Origin of the sequence: Bradyrhizobium sp. WSM1743, assembly GCF_000473065.1 — a bacterium.
GTDB lineage: Bacteria > Pseudomonadota > Alphaproteobacteria > Rhizobiales > Xanthobacteraceae > Bradyrhizobium.
This window is the reverse complement of record NZ_AXAZ01000009.1, coordinates 114373-131363: the sequence shown is the minus strand read 5'-3', so window position 1 is coordinate 131363 and position 16991 is coordinate 114373. Positions and strand designations below refer to the sequence as shown.

Below are 16991 nucleotides of genomic sequence, written 5' to 3'. Positions count from 1 at the left end.
CCGCGGGCATCGAGGACTTATCACCTTGCCCAATCCCCACGACTTCCATACGCCGCAGCCGTCCTACACCAGGGACGAGCTGCTGAGATCGAGCGAAGGCGGCTATTTCGGCCCGGGCAATGCGCAGCTGCCGGCACCGCCGATGCTGATGATGGACCGCATCACGGAGATCAGCCTGGACGGCGGCGAGTTCGGCAAGGGCCATGTCGTCGGCGAGCTGGACATCACGCCGAGCCACTGGTTCTTCGATTGCCACTATCGCGGCGACCCGATGATGCCGGCCTCCCTGGGGCTCGACGCCATGTGGCAGATGATCGGCTATTGGCTCGGCTGGTCGGGCTCGCCGGGCAAGGGCCGCGCCATCGGCGTCGGCGAAGTGGAATGCACGGGGACCATTACACCCGACACGAAACGCGTGCGTTACGAGGTCGCGATGCGCATGGTCCGGCGCGGCAAGCTGGTGCTCGGAATTGCCGACGGGCGCGTGCTTGCCGACGGCACCTCTGTCTTCACGGCCAAGGACATGCGGGTTGGCCTGACCAAGGCCGTGGATTGAAGTGTCTGTAGGGTGGGCAAAGGCGCGCAAGCGCCGTGCCCACCATCTCTCCACAACCCGCAGCCTAACGGTGGGCACGCTTCCGCCTTCGCTCTGCGAGCTTCGGCGGACGAGTCGCTTTGCCCACCCTGCGCACCGTTTTCTTGACTGCCTTCTTCGCCGGCTTACCTGCTGCCTTCTTCCCCTTCTTCACCTTGGCGCGCTGGGCGGCGGCGAGTGCCGCCCTTGCCCACTGGGCAAGCTCTGCAGAATCGTCGAACAGGCGTGCGGGCAGTTCCCAGTAGGAGTTCACCGTCACGGTCTTGGCGCGGGTCGAATATTGAAATGGTTTCGAGCCTTCGGCCTCGAAGTCCGGAATGGTCGTCTCGTCGGCGCGGAAGAACAGGCCGGCACGGAGCGACAGCGCGAAATTGACGCCGTCGGCGGAGATGCCGTAGCCGGAAAACATCTTGCGGATGGTGACGGGGCCGAAATCGGCGAACAGGTCGGTCAGGAATTCACGGTCCATGGGCACGCTCTCTCGTGCCCCGGACGCAGCGCAGCGTGTCATAAGCGCGTTTACGCGCGTCTTCGACTCGCTATGGCGCAGCTGAGCCGGGGCCCAGTCTTTTGCACCGATGACTATAGCGTGGGTCCCGGCTCAACGCAGCAGCGCAAGGGCGCTGCAGCGCGCCGGGACACGAGAGTATTGAGAAGGCGCTACCCGTCGATCTTGGCAGGCCGCAGCTCGACCGATTCGCCGCAGCCGCAGGCGGAGACCTGGTTGGGATTGTTGAAGACGAACTGGGCCTGCATCTTGTCGGCCTTGTAGTCCATCTCGGTGCCGAGCAGGAACAGCACCGCCTTGGGATCGACCAGGATCTTGACGCCCTTGTCCTCGACGACCTCGTCGGTCGGGCGGATCTCGTGGGCATATTCGACCGTGTAGGACTGGCCGGCGCAGCCGCCGTTCTTAACGCCGACGCGCAGGCCGACGATCTCCGAATCCGCGCGCTGGGTCAGCTCGGTGATGCGCTTGGCAGCAGCGTCCGTCAGCCGCATCACCTGCGGGCGCGGCCGCCGCGGCTTCGGAGTGGAGGATGCTGGTGTCGCCTGGGTCATGTTATTTATGTGGTCCGTTGCGGGGCGAATTCAATGCGGGCTGAGACCGTCACCACATGTTCAGCACGAGGCGCGCCTCGTCGCTCATGCGTTCCGGCGACCACGGCGGCTCCCAGACGACCTTGACGTTGACCACGCCGACGCCAGGGACGCTGGCGACCGCGTTCTCGACCATGGTCGGCAGCTCGCCGGCGGCCGGGCAGTTCGGCGTCGTCAGCGTCATCAGCACGTCGACGGAGCGGTCGTCCTTGATCTCGACCTTGTAGATCAGGCCGAGCTCGTAGATGTCGGCGGGGATCTCCGGATCGAACACGGTCTTGAGCCCGGCGATGATCTCGGTGGTGAGACGCTCGGTCTCCTCAGGCGGCAGCGCCGACTGGGTCTCCATCGGATTGGCTTTGATTTCGGCCGTGTCACTCATGCGAACAAATCCCGCGCCTTCAAGAGCGCCTGTGCCAGATGATCGACTTCTTCCCGCGTATTATACATGCCGAACGAGGCCCGGCAGGTGGCGGTCACGTTGAACCGCTCTAAAAGCGGCATGACGCAATGGGTGCCGGCGCGCACCGCGATGCCCTGGCGGTCGATCACGGTGGCGACGTCATGGGCATGCGCGCCCTTGAGCTCGAAGGAGATCACCGGGCCCTTGCCCCGCGCCGTGCCGATCAGCCACAGCGAGTTGATCTCGCGCAGGCGCTCCTGGGCATAGGTGGTGAGATCGCGCTCGTGGGCGGCGATGCGCTCCTTGCCGATCGAGTTGACGTAGTCGATGGCGGCGCCGAGGCCGATCGCTTCGACGATGGGCGGGGTGCCGGCTTCGAACTTGTGCGGCGGATCGCCATAGGTGACCCAGTCCTTCGCAACCTCGCGGATCATCTCGCCGCCGCCGTTGAAGGGCCGCATCGCGACAAGGTGCTCATGCTTGGCATAGAGCGCGCCGATGCCGGTTGGGCCATAGATCTTGTGGCCGGTGAACGCGTAGAAATCGCAGTCGAGATCCTGCACGTCGATGGGCAGATGCACCGCGCCTTGCGCGCCGTCGACCAGCACCGGAATGCCGCGATCATGGGCCAGCCGCACCACCTCCTTGATCGGAACGAACGTCCCGAGCGCGTTCGACATTTGGGTGATGGCGACAAGCTTGGTCTTGGGCGTCAGCAGCTTCTCGAACTCGTCGATCAGGAAATTGCCCTCGTCATCGACGGGCGCCCATTTGATCACCGCGCCATGGCGCTCCCTGAGGAAATGCCAGGGCACGATGTTGGAATGGTGCTCCATGATCGAGAGGACGATCTCGTCGCCTTGCTTGATGTTCGGCTCGCCCCAGGACGACGCCACGAGGTTGATGGCCTCGGTGACGTTGCGGGTGAAGATGATCTCCTCGGTCCGGCGGGCGTTGACGAACTGCGCGACTTTTGCCCGCGCGCCCTCATAGGCTTCGGTCGCGGCATTGGCGAGGTAGTGCAGGCCGCGATGCACGTTGGCGTATTCGCTCGTGTAGGCCTGCGTCATGCGGTCGAGCACCGACTGCGGCTTCTGCGCCGAGGCTGCGTTGTCGAGATAGACGAGCGGCTTGCCGTAGACCTGCATGGCGAGCGCCGGAAAGTCCTGGCGCACGCGCGCAACGTCATAAGCGCCGTTCTTGACTGCGGGATGCGTGCTCATGACCGCCGCTCCAGCCAGCGCTCGGCGATGCCGATCACGTGCTCGCGCAAACCATCATCGGCGATCTGCTCGATCGCCTCGCCGACGAAGGCCTGGATCAGCAGCGCCTGGGCCTGCTTCTCCGGCAGGCCGCGCGCTTTGAGATAGAACAGCAGGCTGTCGTCGAGCGCACCCGCGGTAGCGCCGTGGCCGCAGGAGACGTCGTCGGCAAAGATCTCGAGCTCCGGCTTGTTGTCGGCCTCGGCTTCGTCCGAGAGCAGCAGCGCGCGGGTCATCATCTTGCCGTCGGTCTTCTGCGCGTCGGGACGAACGATGATGCGGCCCTGGAACACCGAATGGGCGCGATCGTCGATCACGGCGCGGAAGGTCTCGCGGCTGACGCAGTTCGGCACGGCATGGTCGACCACCAGCGTGGTGTCGCCATGCTCGGTCTTCTGCAAGAGGTTCACGCCATTGGCCGAGAGCTCGCTGCCCTCGCCCGAGAACGTAGTGAAGCCCTGCAGGCGGCTGACCGCCGCGCCGGTCGTCATGTTGAAGAAGTTCAACTTCACATTGGCGCCGACAGTGACGAAGTGCGACGAGACGTTCACCGCGTCGGGCGCATCGTCCATCAGACGGATATGGGCGACGTCGGCGTCATCGCCGACCCAGAGGATCACCGCATCGTTGACCTGATAGCCGCCGGCCTTTCCGGCTGCGACGAAGCTCTCTACGACAGTGGCACGCACGCCTTTGCCAATCCGCAGATGTGAGCGGGTGAACGCGGACGCACCAGCCGCGGTCGCAACATGAATGACCTGGATCGGCGCAGACAAATGAGTGCCGTCAGCCACCGAGATCACGACGCCGTCGGTCGCCATGGCCGCATTGAGCGAGATGACCGCATCGGTCGCGGCGGTCTGGAGGAGATCGCCAGCGGCGGGATTGGCCTCGTTCGTGAGAACCTCGCGCAGCGTCTTGACGCTGAGCTCGGACGCGAGCGCCTTCAAGTCAGACAGATCGGCCGCGAACACGCCGTCGACCAGCACCAGCTTGGGCGCGCCTTCAAGTGCGTGGGCCTTGACCGCTTCCGCCGCGCGCTTCAGCGCGGCCGCATCGGGGCTGGCTGCCAGCGGCAGCACCTCGCCGACCAAGGCGCGCAGATCGGTGTATTTCCATTCCTCGATCCGGCGATGCGGCAGGCCGAGACGCTCATAGGTCTCGAACGCCTCGCGGCGTGCGGCGATCACGGACGGCGAACCCGGCAGCCGGCCTTCGGCGTTGGCGAAGAGATCGCTCACCGCGCGGCCGTTTCCGGTCTTTGCCACAGCAACGTTCATCGCAAAAATCCTTACGCGTCCTCGAACTGGGTGTAGCCGGACGCCTCCAGCTCCAGCGCCAGATCCTTGGCACCGCTCTTCACGACCCGACCGCGCGACATCACGTGCACGAAATCAGGGACGATGTAGTTCAGCAGGCGCTGATAGTGGGTGATGACGACCATCGCGCGCCCCGGCGAGCGCAGCGCGTTGACGCCGTCGGCCGCGATGCGCAGCGCGTCGATGTCGAGACCGGAATCCATCTCGTCGAGGATGCACAGGCTCGGCTCGAACAGTGCCATCTGCAGCACCTCGTTGCGCTTCTTCTCGCCGCCGGAGAAGCCGACGTTCACGCCACGCTTGAGCATGTCCTGCGGAATGTTCAGCGACTTCGAGACTTCGCGCACCTTCTTCAGGAAGTCCGGGGTCGAATATTCGCTCTCGCCGCGGGCCTTGCGCTGCGCGTTCAGCGCGGTGCGCAGGAAGGTCATGGTGGCGACGCCGGGAATCTCGACCGGATACTGGAACGCCAGGAACACGCCCTTTGCGGCGCGCTCGTCCGGATCCATCTCCAGGAGGTCCTCGCCCCTGAACAGGATCTGGCCGTCGGTGACCTCGTAGCCGGGCTTGCCGGCGATGACGTGGGAGAGCGTCGACTTGCCGGAGCCGTTCGGCCCCATGATCGCGTGCACCTCGCCCTCGTTCACGGTCAGCGTCAGCCCGTGGAGGATCTCACGCTCCTCGACACGAACCTTCAGGTCTTTCACTTCAAGCAAAGCCATCTTGTTGTCTTTCCATCTATCCCCTCATCCTGAGGAGCACCGAAGGCGCGCCTCGAAGGAGTGAGGTCAACAATCTTTCCGGTATCCATCCTTGACGGCCGCGTTCCGCGGCCTCCTCAGGATGAGGTCGGAGCTAGCCGACAGACCCTTCGAGCGAGATCGAGATCAGCTTCTGCGCTTCCACCGCGAACTCCATCGGCAGCTGCTGCAGCACGTCCTTGACGAAGCCGTTGACGACGAGGCCGACCGCCTCCTCCTGGCTGAGGCCGCGCTGGACACAGTAAAACAGCACGTCCTCCGAGATTTTCGAGGTGGTCGCCTCGTGCTCGAATGTCGCCGAGGAGTTCTTGGCCTCGATATACGGCACGGTGTGCGCGCCGCATTTGTCGCCGATCAGCAGCGAGTCGCAGGCCGTGAAGTTGCGCGCGCCGGTCGCCTTGCGATGCGCGGTGACGAGACCGCGATAGGTGTTCTGCGACTTGCCGGCGGCGATGCCCTTGGAGATGATGCGGCTCGACGTGTTCTTGCCGAGATGGATCATCTTGGTCCCCGAATCGACCTGCTGGAAGCCGTTCGAGATCGCGATCGAGTAGAACTCGCCGCGCGAGTTGTCGCCGCGGAGAATGCAGCTCGGATATTTCCAGGTGATGGCGGAGCCCGTCTCGACCTGGGTCCAGGAGATTTTGGAATGGTTGCCGCGGCAGTCGCCACGCTTGGTGACGAAATTGTAGATGCCGCCCTTGCCTTCCGAATTGCCGGGATACCAGTTCTGCACCGTCGAATATTTGATCTCGGCGTCATCGAGCGCGACGAGCTCGACCACGGCGGCATGCAGCTGGTTCTCGTCGCGCTGCGGCGCGGTGCAGCCTTCGAGATAGGAGACGTACGAGCCCTTGTCCGCGATGATCAGCGTGCGCTCGAACTGGCCGGTGTTGCGCTCGTTGATGCGGAAATAGGTCGACAGCTCCATCGGGCAGCGCACGCCCGGCGGCACGTAGACGAATGAGCCGTCGGAGAACACCGCCGAGTTCAGCGTCGCGTAGAAATTGTCCGAGGTCGGAACCACCGATCCCAGATATTTCTGCACCAGCTCAGGATGCTCGCGGATCGCCTCCGAGATCGGCATGAAAATCACGCCGGCCTTCTTCAGCTCCGCCTTGAAGGTGGTCGCAACCGAGACCGAATCGAACACCGCATCGACCGCGATCTTGCGGCGCGCCGGGTCTTCCTCGCCGACCTTCGGCTCGACGCCTTCGAGCATTGCGACCTCCCGCAGGGGAATGCCGAGCTTCTCGTAAGTCTTGAGAATCTCGGGATCGATCTCGTCGAGCGAGGTGATGGCCTTCTTCGGCTTCGGTGCCGCGTAGTAATAAATGTCCTGGAAGTCGATCTTGGGGTACTCGACGCGGGCCCAGGTCGGCTCGGTCATGGTCAGCCAGCGCCGATAGGCCTCGAGCCGCCACTGGAGCATCCAGTCGGGTTCGTTCTTTTTCTGTGAGATGAATTTTACGATCTCTTCCGACAGCCCCTTGGGGGCCTTCTCGGAGTCGATCAGGGTCTCAAACCCATAACGATACTGGTCGACGTCGATGCGCTTCACGCGCTCGACCGTCTCTTGTACGGCTGGCATTCCATCCTCCGCTCGCGGTTTCAAGGACCGCGGTGGATCAAACTAGGACGAGTATTACGATAAATCTCCGCGGAAAGCACGGGCTTAGAACCGTTCAAGCCGTGTTTCGTCGCTTAGCTCTTAAGTAGGGTATTACCAAGCTTTCGCCAAGCCTCTAACGCCCTATTGATGTCCTCTGGTTCCGTGGACCAGCCAAGACTGAGACGCACCGCTCCCTGGGCCACCGCGGGATCATAGCCCATGGCAGACAGCACGTGCGACGGCTGGACTTTGCCTGAGGAGCAGGCAGAGCCGGAGGAGACCGCGATGCCCTCCAGGTCGAAGCCGATCACAGCCGTCTCGGCCTTCAGGCCTGGCGCAGTGAAAAGCACGGTATTTGGCAACCGCGCCACGTCGTCCGCGAAAACCGTCGCCCCGGCAGTGCCGCGAAGGCCATTTTCCAAATGATCTCTGAGGCTTGACATGCGCTTCGCATCCTCCGGCAGAGCCTGAAGCGCGGCCTTCACCGCTGCCCCGAAGCCGGCGATCCCCGCGACGTTTTCGGTTCCGGCGCGACGGTTGAGCTCCTGCCCGCCGCCCCGCAGCGCCGGTTCCAGACCGCCTATCCCCTCGGTCGTCACCAGTGCGCCGATCCCCTTGGGGCCGCCGATCTTGTGCGCAGAAAAGGTGGCAAGGTCGGCACCTACCAGATTGATATCGAACGGGATTTTTCCTAGCGCCTGGATCGCATCGACATGCAGGAGGGCACCGGCCTCGTGGACGATGCTTGCGGCCTCAGTGATGGGCTGGAGCGCGCCGGTCTCGTTGTTGGCGGCCATGATTGAGACCAGGGCTGGCGGCCCCGCCCTTAGCTGTACCTTCAAATGATCGAGGTCGACCACGCCGGAGCGCGTGACCTGGATCAGGCCGATCTTGTCCGCGGGGAACCGGCCGCCAGCCAGCACCGAGGCATGCTCAATCGCCGAGACCAACAACCGCTCGACCGGGCCGCGAGAGGGCCCCCGCAAACCCGGCGAGAGCGCCAGCGCATTGGCCTCCGTTCCAGCGGAGGTGAAGACGACGTTGCGCGGCTGCGCGCCGACCGCAGCTGCAAGCGTGGCGCGGGCCTCCTCGACCAGCCGTCGCGCCTCCCGCCCCTCGGCATGGACCGAGGATGGATTACCGATCAGGTCGAAGGCCGCAACCATCGCCGCCCGCGCTTCAAGGCGCAGCGGCGTGGTCGCGTTCCAATCAAGATAGACCCGGGTTCGCATAGAGTAGGATATTACCTCACATCGCAGAGGACTTTCGCGCCGGTCCCGAGATGGGCCGCGGACACGCAATTGGCAACCCGATTCCGAATGAGCGGCCGGCGTGACGCGATCATGACATGCTAACGTCTTGAACCGATTGGGCGATGTTCAAGATGCTTGCTTTTTGACCCTCAGCCTATGTTAGAACGCGCACCGTCAAGTCACCGCGCGCTCTCAGCGCATCACCGCAAGGCGCGCCTTCTCACCCGTCATTTGCGCTTCCGTCGGCATCTGCCGACAAGGCCACAATCGGTTGATTGCTAGGGATCATATCTCCAGGAAATCAATCAAGAGATCACCGATGCCCGAAGTCATTTTCACCGGCCCTGCTGGCCGTCTCGAAGGCCGCTATCACCCGGCCAAGCAGAAGAACGCGCCGATCGCGATGATCCTGCATCCGCATCCGCAGTTCCACGGCACGATGAACCATCAGATCGTGTACCAGTGTTACTACGCCTTCGCGCATCGCGGCTTCTCGGTGCTGCGCTTCAATTTCCGCGGCGTCGGCCGCAGCCAGGGCTCGTTCGACCACGGCACCGGCGAATTGTCGGATGCGGCCGCCGCGCTCGACTGGGCGCAGACCATCAATCCCGAGGCGCGCGCCTGCTGGGTCGCCGGCTTCTCCTTCGGCGCCTGGATCGGCATGCAGCTCCTGATGCGCCGCCCCGAGGTCGAGGGCTTCATCTCGATCGCGCCGCCGGCCAACCTCTACGACTTCTCCTTCCTCGCGCCCTGCCCGTCGTCGGGCCTGATCGTGCACGGCGAGAAGGACGCGGTGGTGCCGCCCAAGGACGTCAACACCCTGGTCGAGAAGCTGAAGACGCAGAAGGGCATCGTGATCGACCAGCAGATCATCCCCGGCGCCAATCACTTCTTCGATTCCAAGCTCGAGCCGCTGATGGAGACCATCACGGCGTATCTGGACATGCGCCTCGCGAACGTGCGGTGAGGCCTTGTAGCGCAAAGGCTTTGTAGCCTCCGGGCTACGAGCTCAAGCCAGCTTGAGCGCGACGATCCCCATTAAGACGAGCGCGATGCCCGCAAGCTTCATCGCGCTCAGGGTCTCGCCGAACAGCACCACGCCCATCAGGAAGGTGCCGGCCGCGCCGATGCCGGTCCATACCGAATAGGCAATGCCGACCTCGAGCACCTTCAAGGCGCTCCGCGCAGGAAGACGAAGGCGGCGAGCAGCACCAGCGAAGCGATGCTCCAGCCGATGCGGGTGTAACCTTCCGCATATTTCATCGAGATCGCCCAGCCGACATCGAGCGCGCCGGCGATCACGAGCATGAGCCAGGCCATCGACGGCGACATCGGCATGCTCTCAGGCCGCAAGCTTGAGCAGGTGCGCGTCGTGGCGGACGAGGAAGGCGCGCAGCAATTGCGGATAGTCTGCCCCGACCGCGCTGCGCACGCTCGGGCGTTTGGCGAGCTCTGCGCGCCAGGCACGGACCTTCGGCACATCGTTGAAGATGCCGTGCTCTGTCAGTTCGTCGAACAGGTCGAAATAGCGGAAGATCGGCGCGAACACGGCGTCGACCAGACTGAACGCATCGCCGGCGAAGAACGGGCCTGCGCCGAGCGCGGCTTCGACCCGCGCAAATTTCGCAGCGAGCGCCTGGCGCTTGCTTTCGAACGTCGCCGGATCGGCCGTGGTCTCCAGCCCCCAGAGATCGCCGAGGATCGCGGAGCCGAACTCCATCCAGGCGCGGTGCTCGGCGCGCTGCAATGGGTTGGCCGGGTGCAGCTTCGCGCCGGCTTGCGTCTCCTCGATGTACTCGCAGATCACGTTGCTCTCGAACAGCGCGACCTCGCCCTGCTCCGTCGTCACCACCAGCACCGGCACCTTGCCGAGCGGCGACAGCTTGAGAAACCAGTCCGGCTTGTTGGCAAGGTCGATATCGATCCGCTCGAACGGCACGCCCTTCTCTTTCAGCGCGATCACGGCGCGCTGCACGTAGGGACAAAGCTTGTGGCTGATCAATTTCAGTGAAGCGGTCATGGCGATCCCGACGGTTAGATGCAACTGCATCCAAAATAGATGCATTTGCATGCTCTCGTCAAGTTGGATGCGCCTGCATCAACTGCCTGTGACCTCAGGTGGTCATCTTCAGGGCCGCGCGATCACCCCGCCGGTCATCGGCATCGGCACGCCCGTCGTCGCGGGATAGGACAGCGGCAGGCCTTTCAGCCCGCGCGCGGCGAGAAAACCGAACGCCTGCGCCTCGATGGCATCGGAGGCCCAGCCGAGCGTCTCCGCGGCCTCGACTGTGGCCGAGCCCACCCGTTCCCGCAGCATGCGCAACATCGTGAGGTTGCGGGCGCCGCCGCCGCAGACGATCCAGCTTCGCGGCCGGCGCGGCAAGAGCGGGATGACGCGGGCGATCGCGGCCGCGGTGAAGGCGGTGAGCGTCGCCGCGCCGTCGGCCGGTGGCATGTCGCCGAGTCTCAAGGCAGCAAAATCGTTGCGGTCGAGCGATTTCGGCGGCAGAGCCGCGAAGAACGGCAGCTCCAGCGCCCGTGCGATCCAGGACTCATCGACCTTGCCGAGCGCGGCGAACCTGCCTTCGGCATCGAACGCCTGGTTCATGGTGCGATACATGAAATCGTCGAGCAGCGCGTTGCCGGGACCGGTGTCGCAGGCGATCAGCGTGTCATTGCCGTCGATATAGGTGATGTTGGAGACGCCGCCGATATTGACCACGACGATCGGCCCCTCGCGCTGGAGCGAATGAGCCAGTGCCCGGTGGTAGACCGGCACGAGCGGCGCGCCCTGCCCGCCGGCCTCGACGTCGGCGGCGCGGAAATCGTGCATCACGGGGATATGGATCGCCCTGACCAGCGCCGGCGCGTCACCAATCTGCACCGTGAGCCGTTTTTCGGGCCGGTGCAGCACGGTCTGGCCGTGGAAGCCGACAATGTCGATGTCCTCCGCCCTCATCCGGTTCTGGGCGAGGAAGGCAGCGACCGCCTCGGCATGGGCCCGCGTCACCGCACGCTCGGCCTCGGCCAGAATGCCCGGGCGGGCGTCGCGTTGCTGCAGATGGACGGCCTCGCTCAGTGCCTGGCGCAGCAGGTTGCGCTCGGCCGGGCTGTACGGCCGGTAACCGGACGGCCCGAATGCCTTCAGCTGTTTTCCATCGGTTTCGATCAGCGCGAGATCCACCCCGTCCAGCGAGGTGCCGCTCATCAAACCGAGTGCCGTCAACATCATGGATCAGCGTCCTCAAGAGACCCGCCCTGGCATGCCGATCTTGTGCCAGAGGGACACATCTTATAATGCCACAGCGCCAAGTGGCGGGCAGCCATCGGGTTCCCACGCAAGACCCTTAAATTGCTCCCGAAACAGTAAACTAAGAATTGTCAGGCACGCCGACAGATGACTGCATTTAAATCGGATTTCCTCAATATCCTGCAGGAACGTGGATTCATCCACCAGTGCTCCGATTTCGAGGGGCTGGATGCGCTTGCCGCCAAGGGCGAAGCAATCGCCTATGTCGGCTACGATTGCACCGCCCGCTCGCTGCATATCGGCAATTACCTGACCATGATGATGCTGCACTGGCTGCAGCAGTCCGGCAACAAGCCGATCACGCTGATGGGCGGCGGCACCACCATGGTGGGCGATCCCTCCGGCAAGGATGAGACGCGCGCGATGCGCACCATTGCCGAGATCGAGGGCAACAAGGAATCGATCCGCGGCGTGTTCGCGAAGGTGCTGCGCTACGGCAATGGTGCGAGCGATGCCGTCATGCTCGACAATGCGGAGTGGCTGACCAAGCTGAACTGGATCGAGATGCTGCGCGACGTCGGCCGGCACTTCTCGGTCAACCGCATGCTGACCATGGACTCCGTGCGGCTGCGTCTCGAGCGCGAGCACGAGATGAGCTTCATCGAGTTCAACTACATGGTCTGCCAGGCCTACGACTTCGTAGAGCTCGCCAAGCGCACCGGCTGCCGCCTCCAGATGGGCGGCTCGGATCAGTGGGGCAACATCATCATGGGCGTCGATCTCGGCCGCCGCATGGGCACCCACCAGCTGTTCGCTCTGACGACGCCGCTGCTGACCACCGCCTCCGGCGCCAAGATGGGCAAGACCGCGCAAGGCGCGGTCTGGCTCAATGCCGACCAGTTCAGCCCGTACGATTTCTGGCAGTACTGGCGCAACACCGAGGATGCTGATGTCGGCAAGTTCCTGAAACTGTTCACGACGTTGCCGATCGCTGAGATCAAGAAGCTCGAGGCGCTCGGCGGCTCGGAGATCAACGAGGCCAAGAAGGTGCTGGCCACGGAAGCGACAGCGCTGTTGCACGGCCGCGACGCCGCGAACGAAGCGGCGGAGACCGCGCGCCGCACCTTCGAGGAAGGCGCGCTCGCCGAAAGCCTGCCCACGGTGGAAATTCCGCGCGGCGAGCTCGACGCAGGCCTCGGCGTGCTCAACGCTTTCGTGAAAGCTGGCCTCGTCACCTCCAACGGCGAAGCACGGCGGCAGATCAAAGGCGGCGGCCTGCGCGTCAACGACGCGTCCGTCACCGACGAGAAGATGGCACTCTCCGCGGCAAATCTCACGCCGGAAGGCGTGATCAAGCTGTCCTTCGGCAAGAAGAAGCACGTGCTCATCAAGCCTGCATAGGCGTATGAGCTTTTCACTGCTTGTCAGGGCACGCCGAAGCGCGCTCCCTGACGGCAATGGACCAGAACACGCCCAAGGAAACGAGCAAGGAACAAGCCGCAAGCACCAAGCGGAACGCGGTGCGCACCGCACTCGTGGTGCTCTGCCTGTGCTTTACGCTGGCTGTTCTCGGCCGCGGGCTCAGCGAGAGCTTCACGGTCTTCCTCAAGCCAATCTCCGAAAGCCTCGGCTGGGATCGCTCCCAGGCCGTCTCGATCTATTCCCTCACTTGGCTCGTCAGCGGGCTGACCGCGCCGTTGGTAGGCCGTCTGTTCGACCAATCCGGACCGCGCATCGTCTATGCGCTCGGATTGTTCCTGCTCGGCTCGGCCTTCCTGATCGCGAGCCATGCGCAAGCACTCTGGCAATTCCAGCTCTCGATCGGCATCTGCGTCGGCATCGGCGTTGCCTTCATCGGCAATGTGCCCAACTCGATCCTGCTCGGCCGCTGGTTCGGCCCAAAGCTGCCGACCGCCATGGCGGTGGTCTATTCGGCGATGGGCGGCGGCGTGCTGGCCTTGCTGCCGGCCTCGCAGCTTCTGATCGATCAACTCGGCTGGCGCGAGACCTACCAGGTCTTCGGCCTCGCCGCGCTCGGGCTATTGGTACCGCTGCTGCTCTTGCCCTGGCGCAGGTTCGCGGCCGGCTCGCCGCACGTCACCAAGAAAAGCGATCCGGATTTCGTCGACAGCGGCTGGACGCTTGTGAGCGCGATGCGCCACCATGCCTTCTGGGCCTTGTTCTCGACGTTCTTCTTCACCGCGGTCGGCATGTATTCCATCGCGGCACAGATCGTGGCCTATCTGATCGACGCCGGATTCCCGCCGCTCCAGGCTGCCACCGCTTGGGGCTTCTCCGGCGTCGTGCTGGTGTTCGGCATGCTCGGCGTCTCCGCGCTCGACGGCCTGATCGGGCGCCGGCCGTCGGTGCTGCTTAGCTACGCGATCTCGATCCTTGGCATCGTTCTGCTCTGGCTGCTGCAGTACTATCCGAACGTCATCCTGCTCACCGGGTTCGTCGTCTGCTTCGGCAGCATGATGGGCTCCCGCGGGCCGTTGATCACTGCAACCGCGATGAAGATCTTTCGCGGCAAGCGCGTTGGTACGATCTTCGGCACCATCTCGATCGGCAGCGGCCTCGGCTCGGCCTTCGGCTCATGGAGCGGCGGCCTGATTCACGATGCAACTCACGGCTACAATCTCCTGCTCGTCTTCGCACTTGCGAGCGTCGTGCTCGGCATGATTCCGTTCCTGGCCGTCCCCGCTTTGCGGGAGTAGGTCTCTCAGAGGTAACTTGCGCGAATTCGCGTCACCGGGGAACTACTGATGGCTACGGCGTGAACGCGTGCAAAAAATGCGAGTCGCGCGCGGCTGAAAGCTGGGCCTGCGGCGTTTTGTCGGACATGACGAAAATGTCAGCGCGGAATTGACCCTGGATGGCTTGCGAGGCAGAACCGAATACGGTCCAAGTCGCAGCATTGGATGGAGGGCAAACCAATGAACTTTCCCTATCTCACTCGCTTTCAACCGGTTCTCCTGAGCCTGTTTCGCTTCATCACCGGCCTCTTGCTGTTCCAGTATGGCGTCGCCAAGCTGTTCAAGTTTCCGGTGCTTCCCTACTTCGCCAATATCCCGCCGCTGATCTGGACGGCCGGCGCGATCGAACTCGTGCTCGGCGGGCTCCTGATGCTCGGCCTGTTCACCCGGCTCAGCGCATTCATCCTCTCGGGTGAAATGGCCTTCGCCTACTTCATGGGCCACATGTTCAAGGGCGAGACGTCGGTGTTCCTGCCGCTGCTCAACGGCGGCACCGCCGCGATCCTGTTCTGCTTCGCCTGCCTCTATCTCGCGGCGGCCGGCGGCGGCTCGGTGAGCGTCGATGCCGCGATCGGCAAGGAAAGCGACGCAGGCGGCGGCGCCTATGCGCGGCGCTGACGCGCTAACCTGAAAGTAAGATGGCACCGGCGGATCTGCCGGTGCCGTCTCAACGCGCCCCCAGCACGTTCCAGATGAGAACGAGGGCCGCCACGAGCAGCACGAACATGACGATGCGGTGACCGAATCGGTTCATTAGCGCTCCTATCAGGCTGCCTCACGACCAAAGCGAACGATCAATCCTCTCCGGTATCCACACTGGCTTGCACTGACGCCTGTTGGTTTGGTTGCAGGCTTGCGCATAAGGCTGCAGCGCGGCTTTCGCGCGGCGCGGTTCTGCGCCCTTGTGTTCACGATTGGTAAGAACTTCATGCTACCGATGCGAGCAATAACAACCATTCCGTAGAGGCTGTGATGAAGCTGCTGAGCCGTCTGAAGATCCGCACCAAGCTTGCGAGCATGGTCTGCCTTGCGGCTCTCACAGTCACTGCCATCATCGGCGTATCGGCCGTGCTCAGCAAGAGCCGCATGATGGAGGATCGCGTCCAGCAGATGCGGATCGCGGTGGAGCTCCTCTACAACTACGCACAATCGCTTCAGGACGAAGTGACCGCCGGCAAGCTGACGCCGGCCGAGGCCAAGACCTTGTTCAACCAGCGTGGCCGCCGCATGAGCTTCAACGCCGGCCAGGGCTACCCGGTTGTCTATAATCAGGACAGCTCGCTGGTCGTGAACGGCGCCAATCAGCAGCTCGAAGGCAAGATCACCGGCGCGAAGGATTCCAATGGCGTGCTGATATCAAGGCCGGCAGCGAGACCGCGCAGGGCGGCGTGACCTCATATCTCTATCCCCGTCCCGGCCAGACCGAGCCGGTCCGCAAGACCGTGTTCGCACGCAAATTCGCACCCTGGAACGTGACCATCAGCTACGGCCTCTATGTCGACGACATCGACGCCGAGGTGCGCGCGCTGACGCTGGAGCTCGGCGCGGTCGGCATCGGCCTGATGCTGCTGATGGCGACGCTGTCCTGGCTGATCGCCCGCGACGTGCTCGGCGCGCTCGACCGCCAGAAGAGCCGCATGCAGGAGATTTCCGCAGGCGCCATCGACAAGCCGGTCGAGGAGACCGATCGCGGCGACGAGATCGGCCGCATGGCCGAGACGCTCGAAGTCCTCAGGCAGACTGCGCTCACAGCACGCAATCTGGAGGCCGAGCAGGTCGCCGCCAAGGCCCGCAGCGAGCAGGAGAAGCGCGACGCCCTGATCGCGCTTGCCGACCGCTTCGATGCCTCCGTCGGCCAGCTCGTCGGCCTGATGGCCTCCGGCTCCGGTGAATTGGAGACCACCGCCAAGTCGATGTCGTCGACCGCCGAAGGCACCAACCGCCGCGCCGCCGTGGTCGGCTCCGCCGCCACGGAGGCCAGCCAGCGCGTCCAGATCGTCGCGGCTGCTGCTGAAGAGCTCTCCTCCTCCATCACCGAGATCAGCCGTCAGGTCGCGCAATCCGCCGAGGTCACCGGCCGCGCCGTCGAGAGCGCCCGCCGCACCGACACCATCGTGCGCGCGCTGTCCGACGGGGCCCAGCAGATCGAGCACGTGGCTGAGCTGATCTCCAGCATCGCGGCACAGACCAATCTGCTCGCGCTCAACGCCACCATCGAGGCCGCACGCGCCGGCGAAGCCGGCCGCGGCTTTGCCGTCGTCGCCTCCGAGGTGAAGTCGCTGGCGAGCCAGACCGCGGAAGCCACCCGCGAGATCGGCGACAAGATCGCCCAGATCCAGGGCGCGACCAAGGAAGCGGTGGACGCCATCGGCGGCATCACCGCCACCATCGAGGAGGTCAGCCGCATCGCCACCTCGATTGGAGCTGCCATCGAGGAGCAAGGCGCCGCCACCGCCGAGATCGCCCGCAGCGTCTCGCAGACCGCGGAGGCGACCAAGGAGGTCACCACCAATATCGGCGGCGTCTCGACCGCCGCCAACGAGACCGGCAACGCCGCCGGCATGGTGCTCGCAGCAGCATCGAGCCTCTCCAAGCAGGCCGAGCAGCTCTCGGGCGAAGTCGGCACGTTCCTGGCAGGTGTTCGCGCGGCGTAGGCGCTCGTTCACCTCTCCCGCAAGC

15 protein-coding genes and 2 pseudogenes are annotated in these 16991 nt (G+C 64.1%); 6 read left to right on the top strand and 11 right to left on the bottom strand.

The window, feature by feature from the left end; all coding sequences use genetic code 11:
* Positions 1-25: 25 nt before the first annotated feature.
* Positions 26-556 carry a bifunctional 3-hydroxydecanoyl-ACP dehydratase/trans-2-decenoyl-ACP isomerase gene (gene fabA / locus YU9_RS0107670; protein ID WP_027572273.1) on the top strand — a complete coding sequence of 177 codons (531 nt, stop codon included), beginning with the start codon at positions 26-28 and terminating at the stop codon, positions 554-556.
* 64 nt (positions 557-620) lie between these two features.
* On the opposite strand, the gene YU9_RS0107665 is transcribed toward fabA, so the two are convergent.
* From YU9_RS0107665 to YU9_RS0107630, 8 genes are all read right to left on the bottom strand, one after another.
* The gene (locus tag YU9_RS0107665; protein WP_027572272.1) at positions 621-1064 is read right to left on the bottom strand and encodes a TfoX/Sxy family protein; all 444 of its coding nucleotides are present in this window, start codon (positions 1062-1064) and stop codon (positions 621-623) included.
* Positions 1065-1255: 191 nt separating this feature from the next.
* A complete protein-coding gene (locus YU9_RS0107660) occupies positions 1256-1657 on the bottom strand; it encodes an iron-sulfur cluster assembly accessory protein (RefSeq protein ID WP_027572271.1) in 402 nt (133 codons plus the stop codon).
* 49 nt (positions 1658-1706) lie between these two features.
* The gene (locus YU9_RS0107655) at positions 1707-2078 is read right to left on the bottom strand and encodes an SUF system Fe-S cluster assembly protein (RefSeq protein WP_027572270.1); all 372 of its coding nucleotides are present in this window, start codon (positions 2076-2078) and stop codon (positions 1707-1709) included.
* On the bottom strand, positions 2075-3322 hold the full coding sequence (locus YU9_RS0107650; RefSeq protein ID WP_027572269.1) for a cysteine desulfurase: 1248 nt from the start codon (positions 3320-3322) through the stop codon (positions 2075-2077). The genes YU9_RS0107655 and YU9_RS0107650 overlap by 4 nt, the downstream gene beginning before the upstream one ends.
* Entirely contained in the window at positions 3319-4641 is a 1323-nt protein-coding gene (gene sufD / locus YU9_RS0107645) for a Fe-S cluster assembly protein SufD (RefSeq protein ID WP_027572268.1), read from the bottom strand. The genes YU9_RS0107650 and sufD overlap by 4 nt, the downstream gene beginning before the upstream one ends.
* 11 nt (positions 4642-4652) lie before the next feature.
* A complete protein-coding gene (gene sufC / locus YU9_RS0107640; protein ID WP_027572267.1) occupies positions 4653-5402 on the bottom strand; it encodes a Fe-S cluster assembly ATPase SufC in 750 nt (249 codons plus the stop codon).
* Positions 5403-5535: 133 nt separating this feature from the next.
* Positions 5536-7032 (bottom strand): Fe-S cluster assembly protein SufB, encoded by a 1497-nt coding sequence (sufB, locus tag YU9_RS0107635; protein WP_027572266.1) that lies wholly within the window; start codon positions 7030-7032, stop codon positions 5536-5538.
* A gap of 113 nt (positions 7033-7145) precedes the next feature.
* Positions 7146-8285 (bottom strand): cysteine desulfurase family protein, encoded by a 1140-nt coding sequence (locus YU9_RS0107630; protein ID WP_027572265.1) that lies wholly within the window; start codon positions 8283-8285, stop codon positions 7146-7148.
* A 340-nt stretch (positions 8286-8625) separates the two neighbouring features.
* Here YU9_RS0107630 and YU9_RS0107625 point away from each other — a divergent pair, with 340 nt between their 5' ends.
* Positions 8626-9273: an alpha/beta hydrolase gene (locus YU9_RS0107625; RefSeq protein ID WP_025036034.1), complete on the top strand. Its 648-nt coding sequence runs from the start codon at positions 8626-8628 to the stop codon at positions 9271-9273.
* Between the two features lie 42 nt (positions 9274-9315).
* Here the strand turns inward: YU9_RS0107625 and YU9_RS41115 are convergent.
* The 3 genes and pseudogenes from YU9_RS41115 to YU9_RS0107610 all read right to left on the bottom strand — a co-directional run bounded on the left by YU9_RS41115 (position 9316) and on the right by YU9_RS0107610 (position 11538).
* Positions 9316-9638: pseudogene (locus YU9_RS41115) on the bottom strand (multidrug efflux SMR transporter).
* A gap of 10 nt (positions 9639-9648) precedes the next feature.
* A complete protein-coding gene (locus YU9_RS0107615) occupies positions 9649-10326 on the bottom strand; it encodes a glutathione S-transferase family protein (protein WP_027572264.1) in 678 nt (225 codons plus the stop codon).
* 108 nt (positions 10327-10434) lie between these two features.
* Positions 10435-11538, bottom strand: coding sequence for an anhydro-N-acetylmuramic acid kinase (locus tag YU9_RS0107610; RefSeq protein WP_027572263.1), 1104 nt, complete (start codon positions 11536-11538; stop codon positions 10435-10437).
* Between the two features lie 165 nt (positions 11539-11703).
* Here YU9_RS0107610 and tyrS point away from each other — a divergent pair, with 165 nt between their 5' ends.
* From tyrS to YU9_RS51015, 4 genes and pseudogenes are all read left to right on the top strand, one after another.
* On the top strand, positions 11704-12957 hold the full coding sequence (gene tyrS / locus YU9_RS0107605; RefSeq protein WP_027572262.1) for a tyrosine--tRNA ligase: 1254 nt from the start codon (positions 11704-11706) through the stop codon (positions 12955-12957).
* Between the two features lie 56 nt (positions 12958-13013).
* The gene (locus YU9_RS0107600) at positions 13014-14273 is read left to right on the top strand and encodes an MFS transporter (protein WP_027572261.1); all 1260 of its coding nucleotides are present in this window, start codon (positions 13014-13016) and stop codon (positions 14271-14273) included.
* Positions 14274-14492: 219 nt separating this feature from the next.
* On the top strand, positions 14493-14930 hold the full coding sequence (locus YU9_RS0107595) for a DoxX family protein (RefSeq protein ID WP_027572260.1): 438 nt from the start codon (positions 14493-14495) through the stop codon (positions 14928-14930).
* Positions 14931-15284: 354 nt separating this feature from the next.
* Positions 15285-16966 (top strand): annotated as a pseudogene (locus YU9_RS51015) (methyl-accepting chemotaxis protein).
* Positions 16967-16991 lie beyond the last annotated feature (25 nt).

Excerpts from the sequence above, each read along its gene's own strand:
- YU9_RS0107665 (WP_027572272.1), bottom strand. The coding sequence starts at position 1,064 with ATGGACCGTGAATTCCTGACCGACCTGTTCGCCGATTTCGGCCCCGTC.
- YU9_RS0107660 (WP_027572271.1), bottom strand. The coding sequence starts at position 1,657 with ATGACCCAGGCGACACCAGCATCCTCCACTCCGAAGCCGCGGCGGCCG.
- YU9_RS0107655 (WP_027572270.1), bottom strand. The coding sequence starts at position 2,078 with ATGAGTGACACGGCCGAAATCAAAGCCAATCCGATGGAGACCCAGTCG.
- YU9_RS0107650 (WP_027572269.1), bottom strand. The coding sequence starts at position 3,322 with ATGAGCACGCATCCCGCAGTCAAGAACGGCGCTTATGACGTTGCGCGC.
- sufD (WP_027572268.1), bottom strand. The coding sequence starts at position 4,641 with ATGAACGTTGCTGTGGCAAAGACCGGAAACGGCCGCGCGGTGAGCGAT.
- sufC (WP_027572267.1), bottom strand. The coding sequence starts at position 5,402 with ATGGCTTTGCTTGAAGTGAAAGACCTGAAGGTTCGTGTCGAGGAGCGT.
- sufB (WP_027572266.1), bottom strand. The coding sequence starts at position 7,032 with ATGCCAGCCGTACAAGAGACGGTCGAGCGCGTGAAGCGCATCGACGTC.
- YU9_RS0107630 (WP_027572265.1), bottom strand. The coding sequence starts at position 8,285 with ATGCGAACCCGGGTCTATCTTGATTGGAACGCGACCACGCCGCTGCGC.
- YU9_RS0107625 (WP_025036034.1), top strand. The coding sequence starts at position 8,626 with ATGCCCGAAGTCATTTTCACCGGCCCTGCTGGCCGTCTCGAAGGCCGC.
- YU9_RS0107615 (WP_027572264.1), bottom strand. The coding sequence starts at position 10,326 with ATGACCGCTTCACTGAAATTGATCAGCCACAAGCTTTGTCCCTACGTG.
- YU9_RS0107610 (WP_027572263.1), bottom strand. The coding sequence starts at position 11,538 with ATGATGTTGACGGCACTCGGTTTGATGAGCGGCACCTCGCTGGACGGG.
- tyrS (WP_027572262.1), top strand. The coding sequence starts at position 11,704 with ATGACTGCATTTAAATCGGATTTCCTCAATATCCTGCAGGAACGTGGA.
- YU9_RS0107600 (WP_027572261.1), top strand. The coding sequence starts at position 13,014 with ATGGACCAGAACACGCCCAAGGAAACGAGCAAGGAACAAGCCGCAAGC.
- YU9_RS0107595 (WP_027572260.1), top strand. The coding sequence starts at position 14,493 with ATGAACTTTCCCTATCTCACTCGCTTTCAACCGGTTCTCCTGAGCCTG.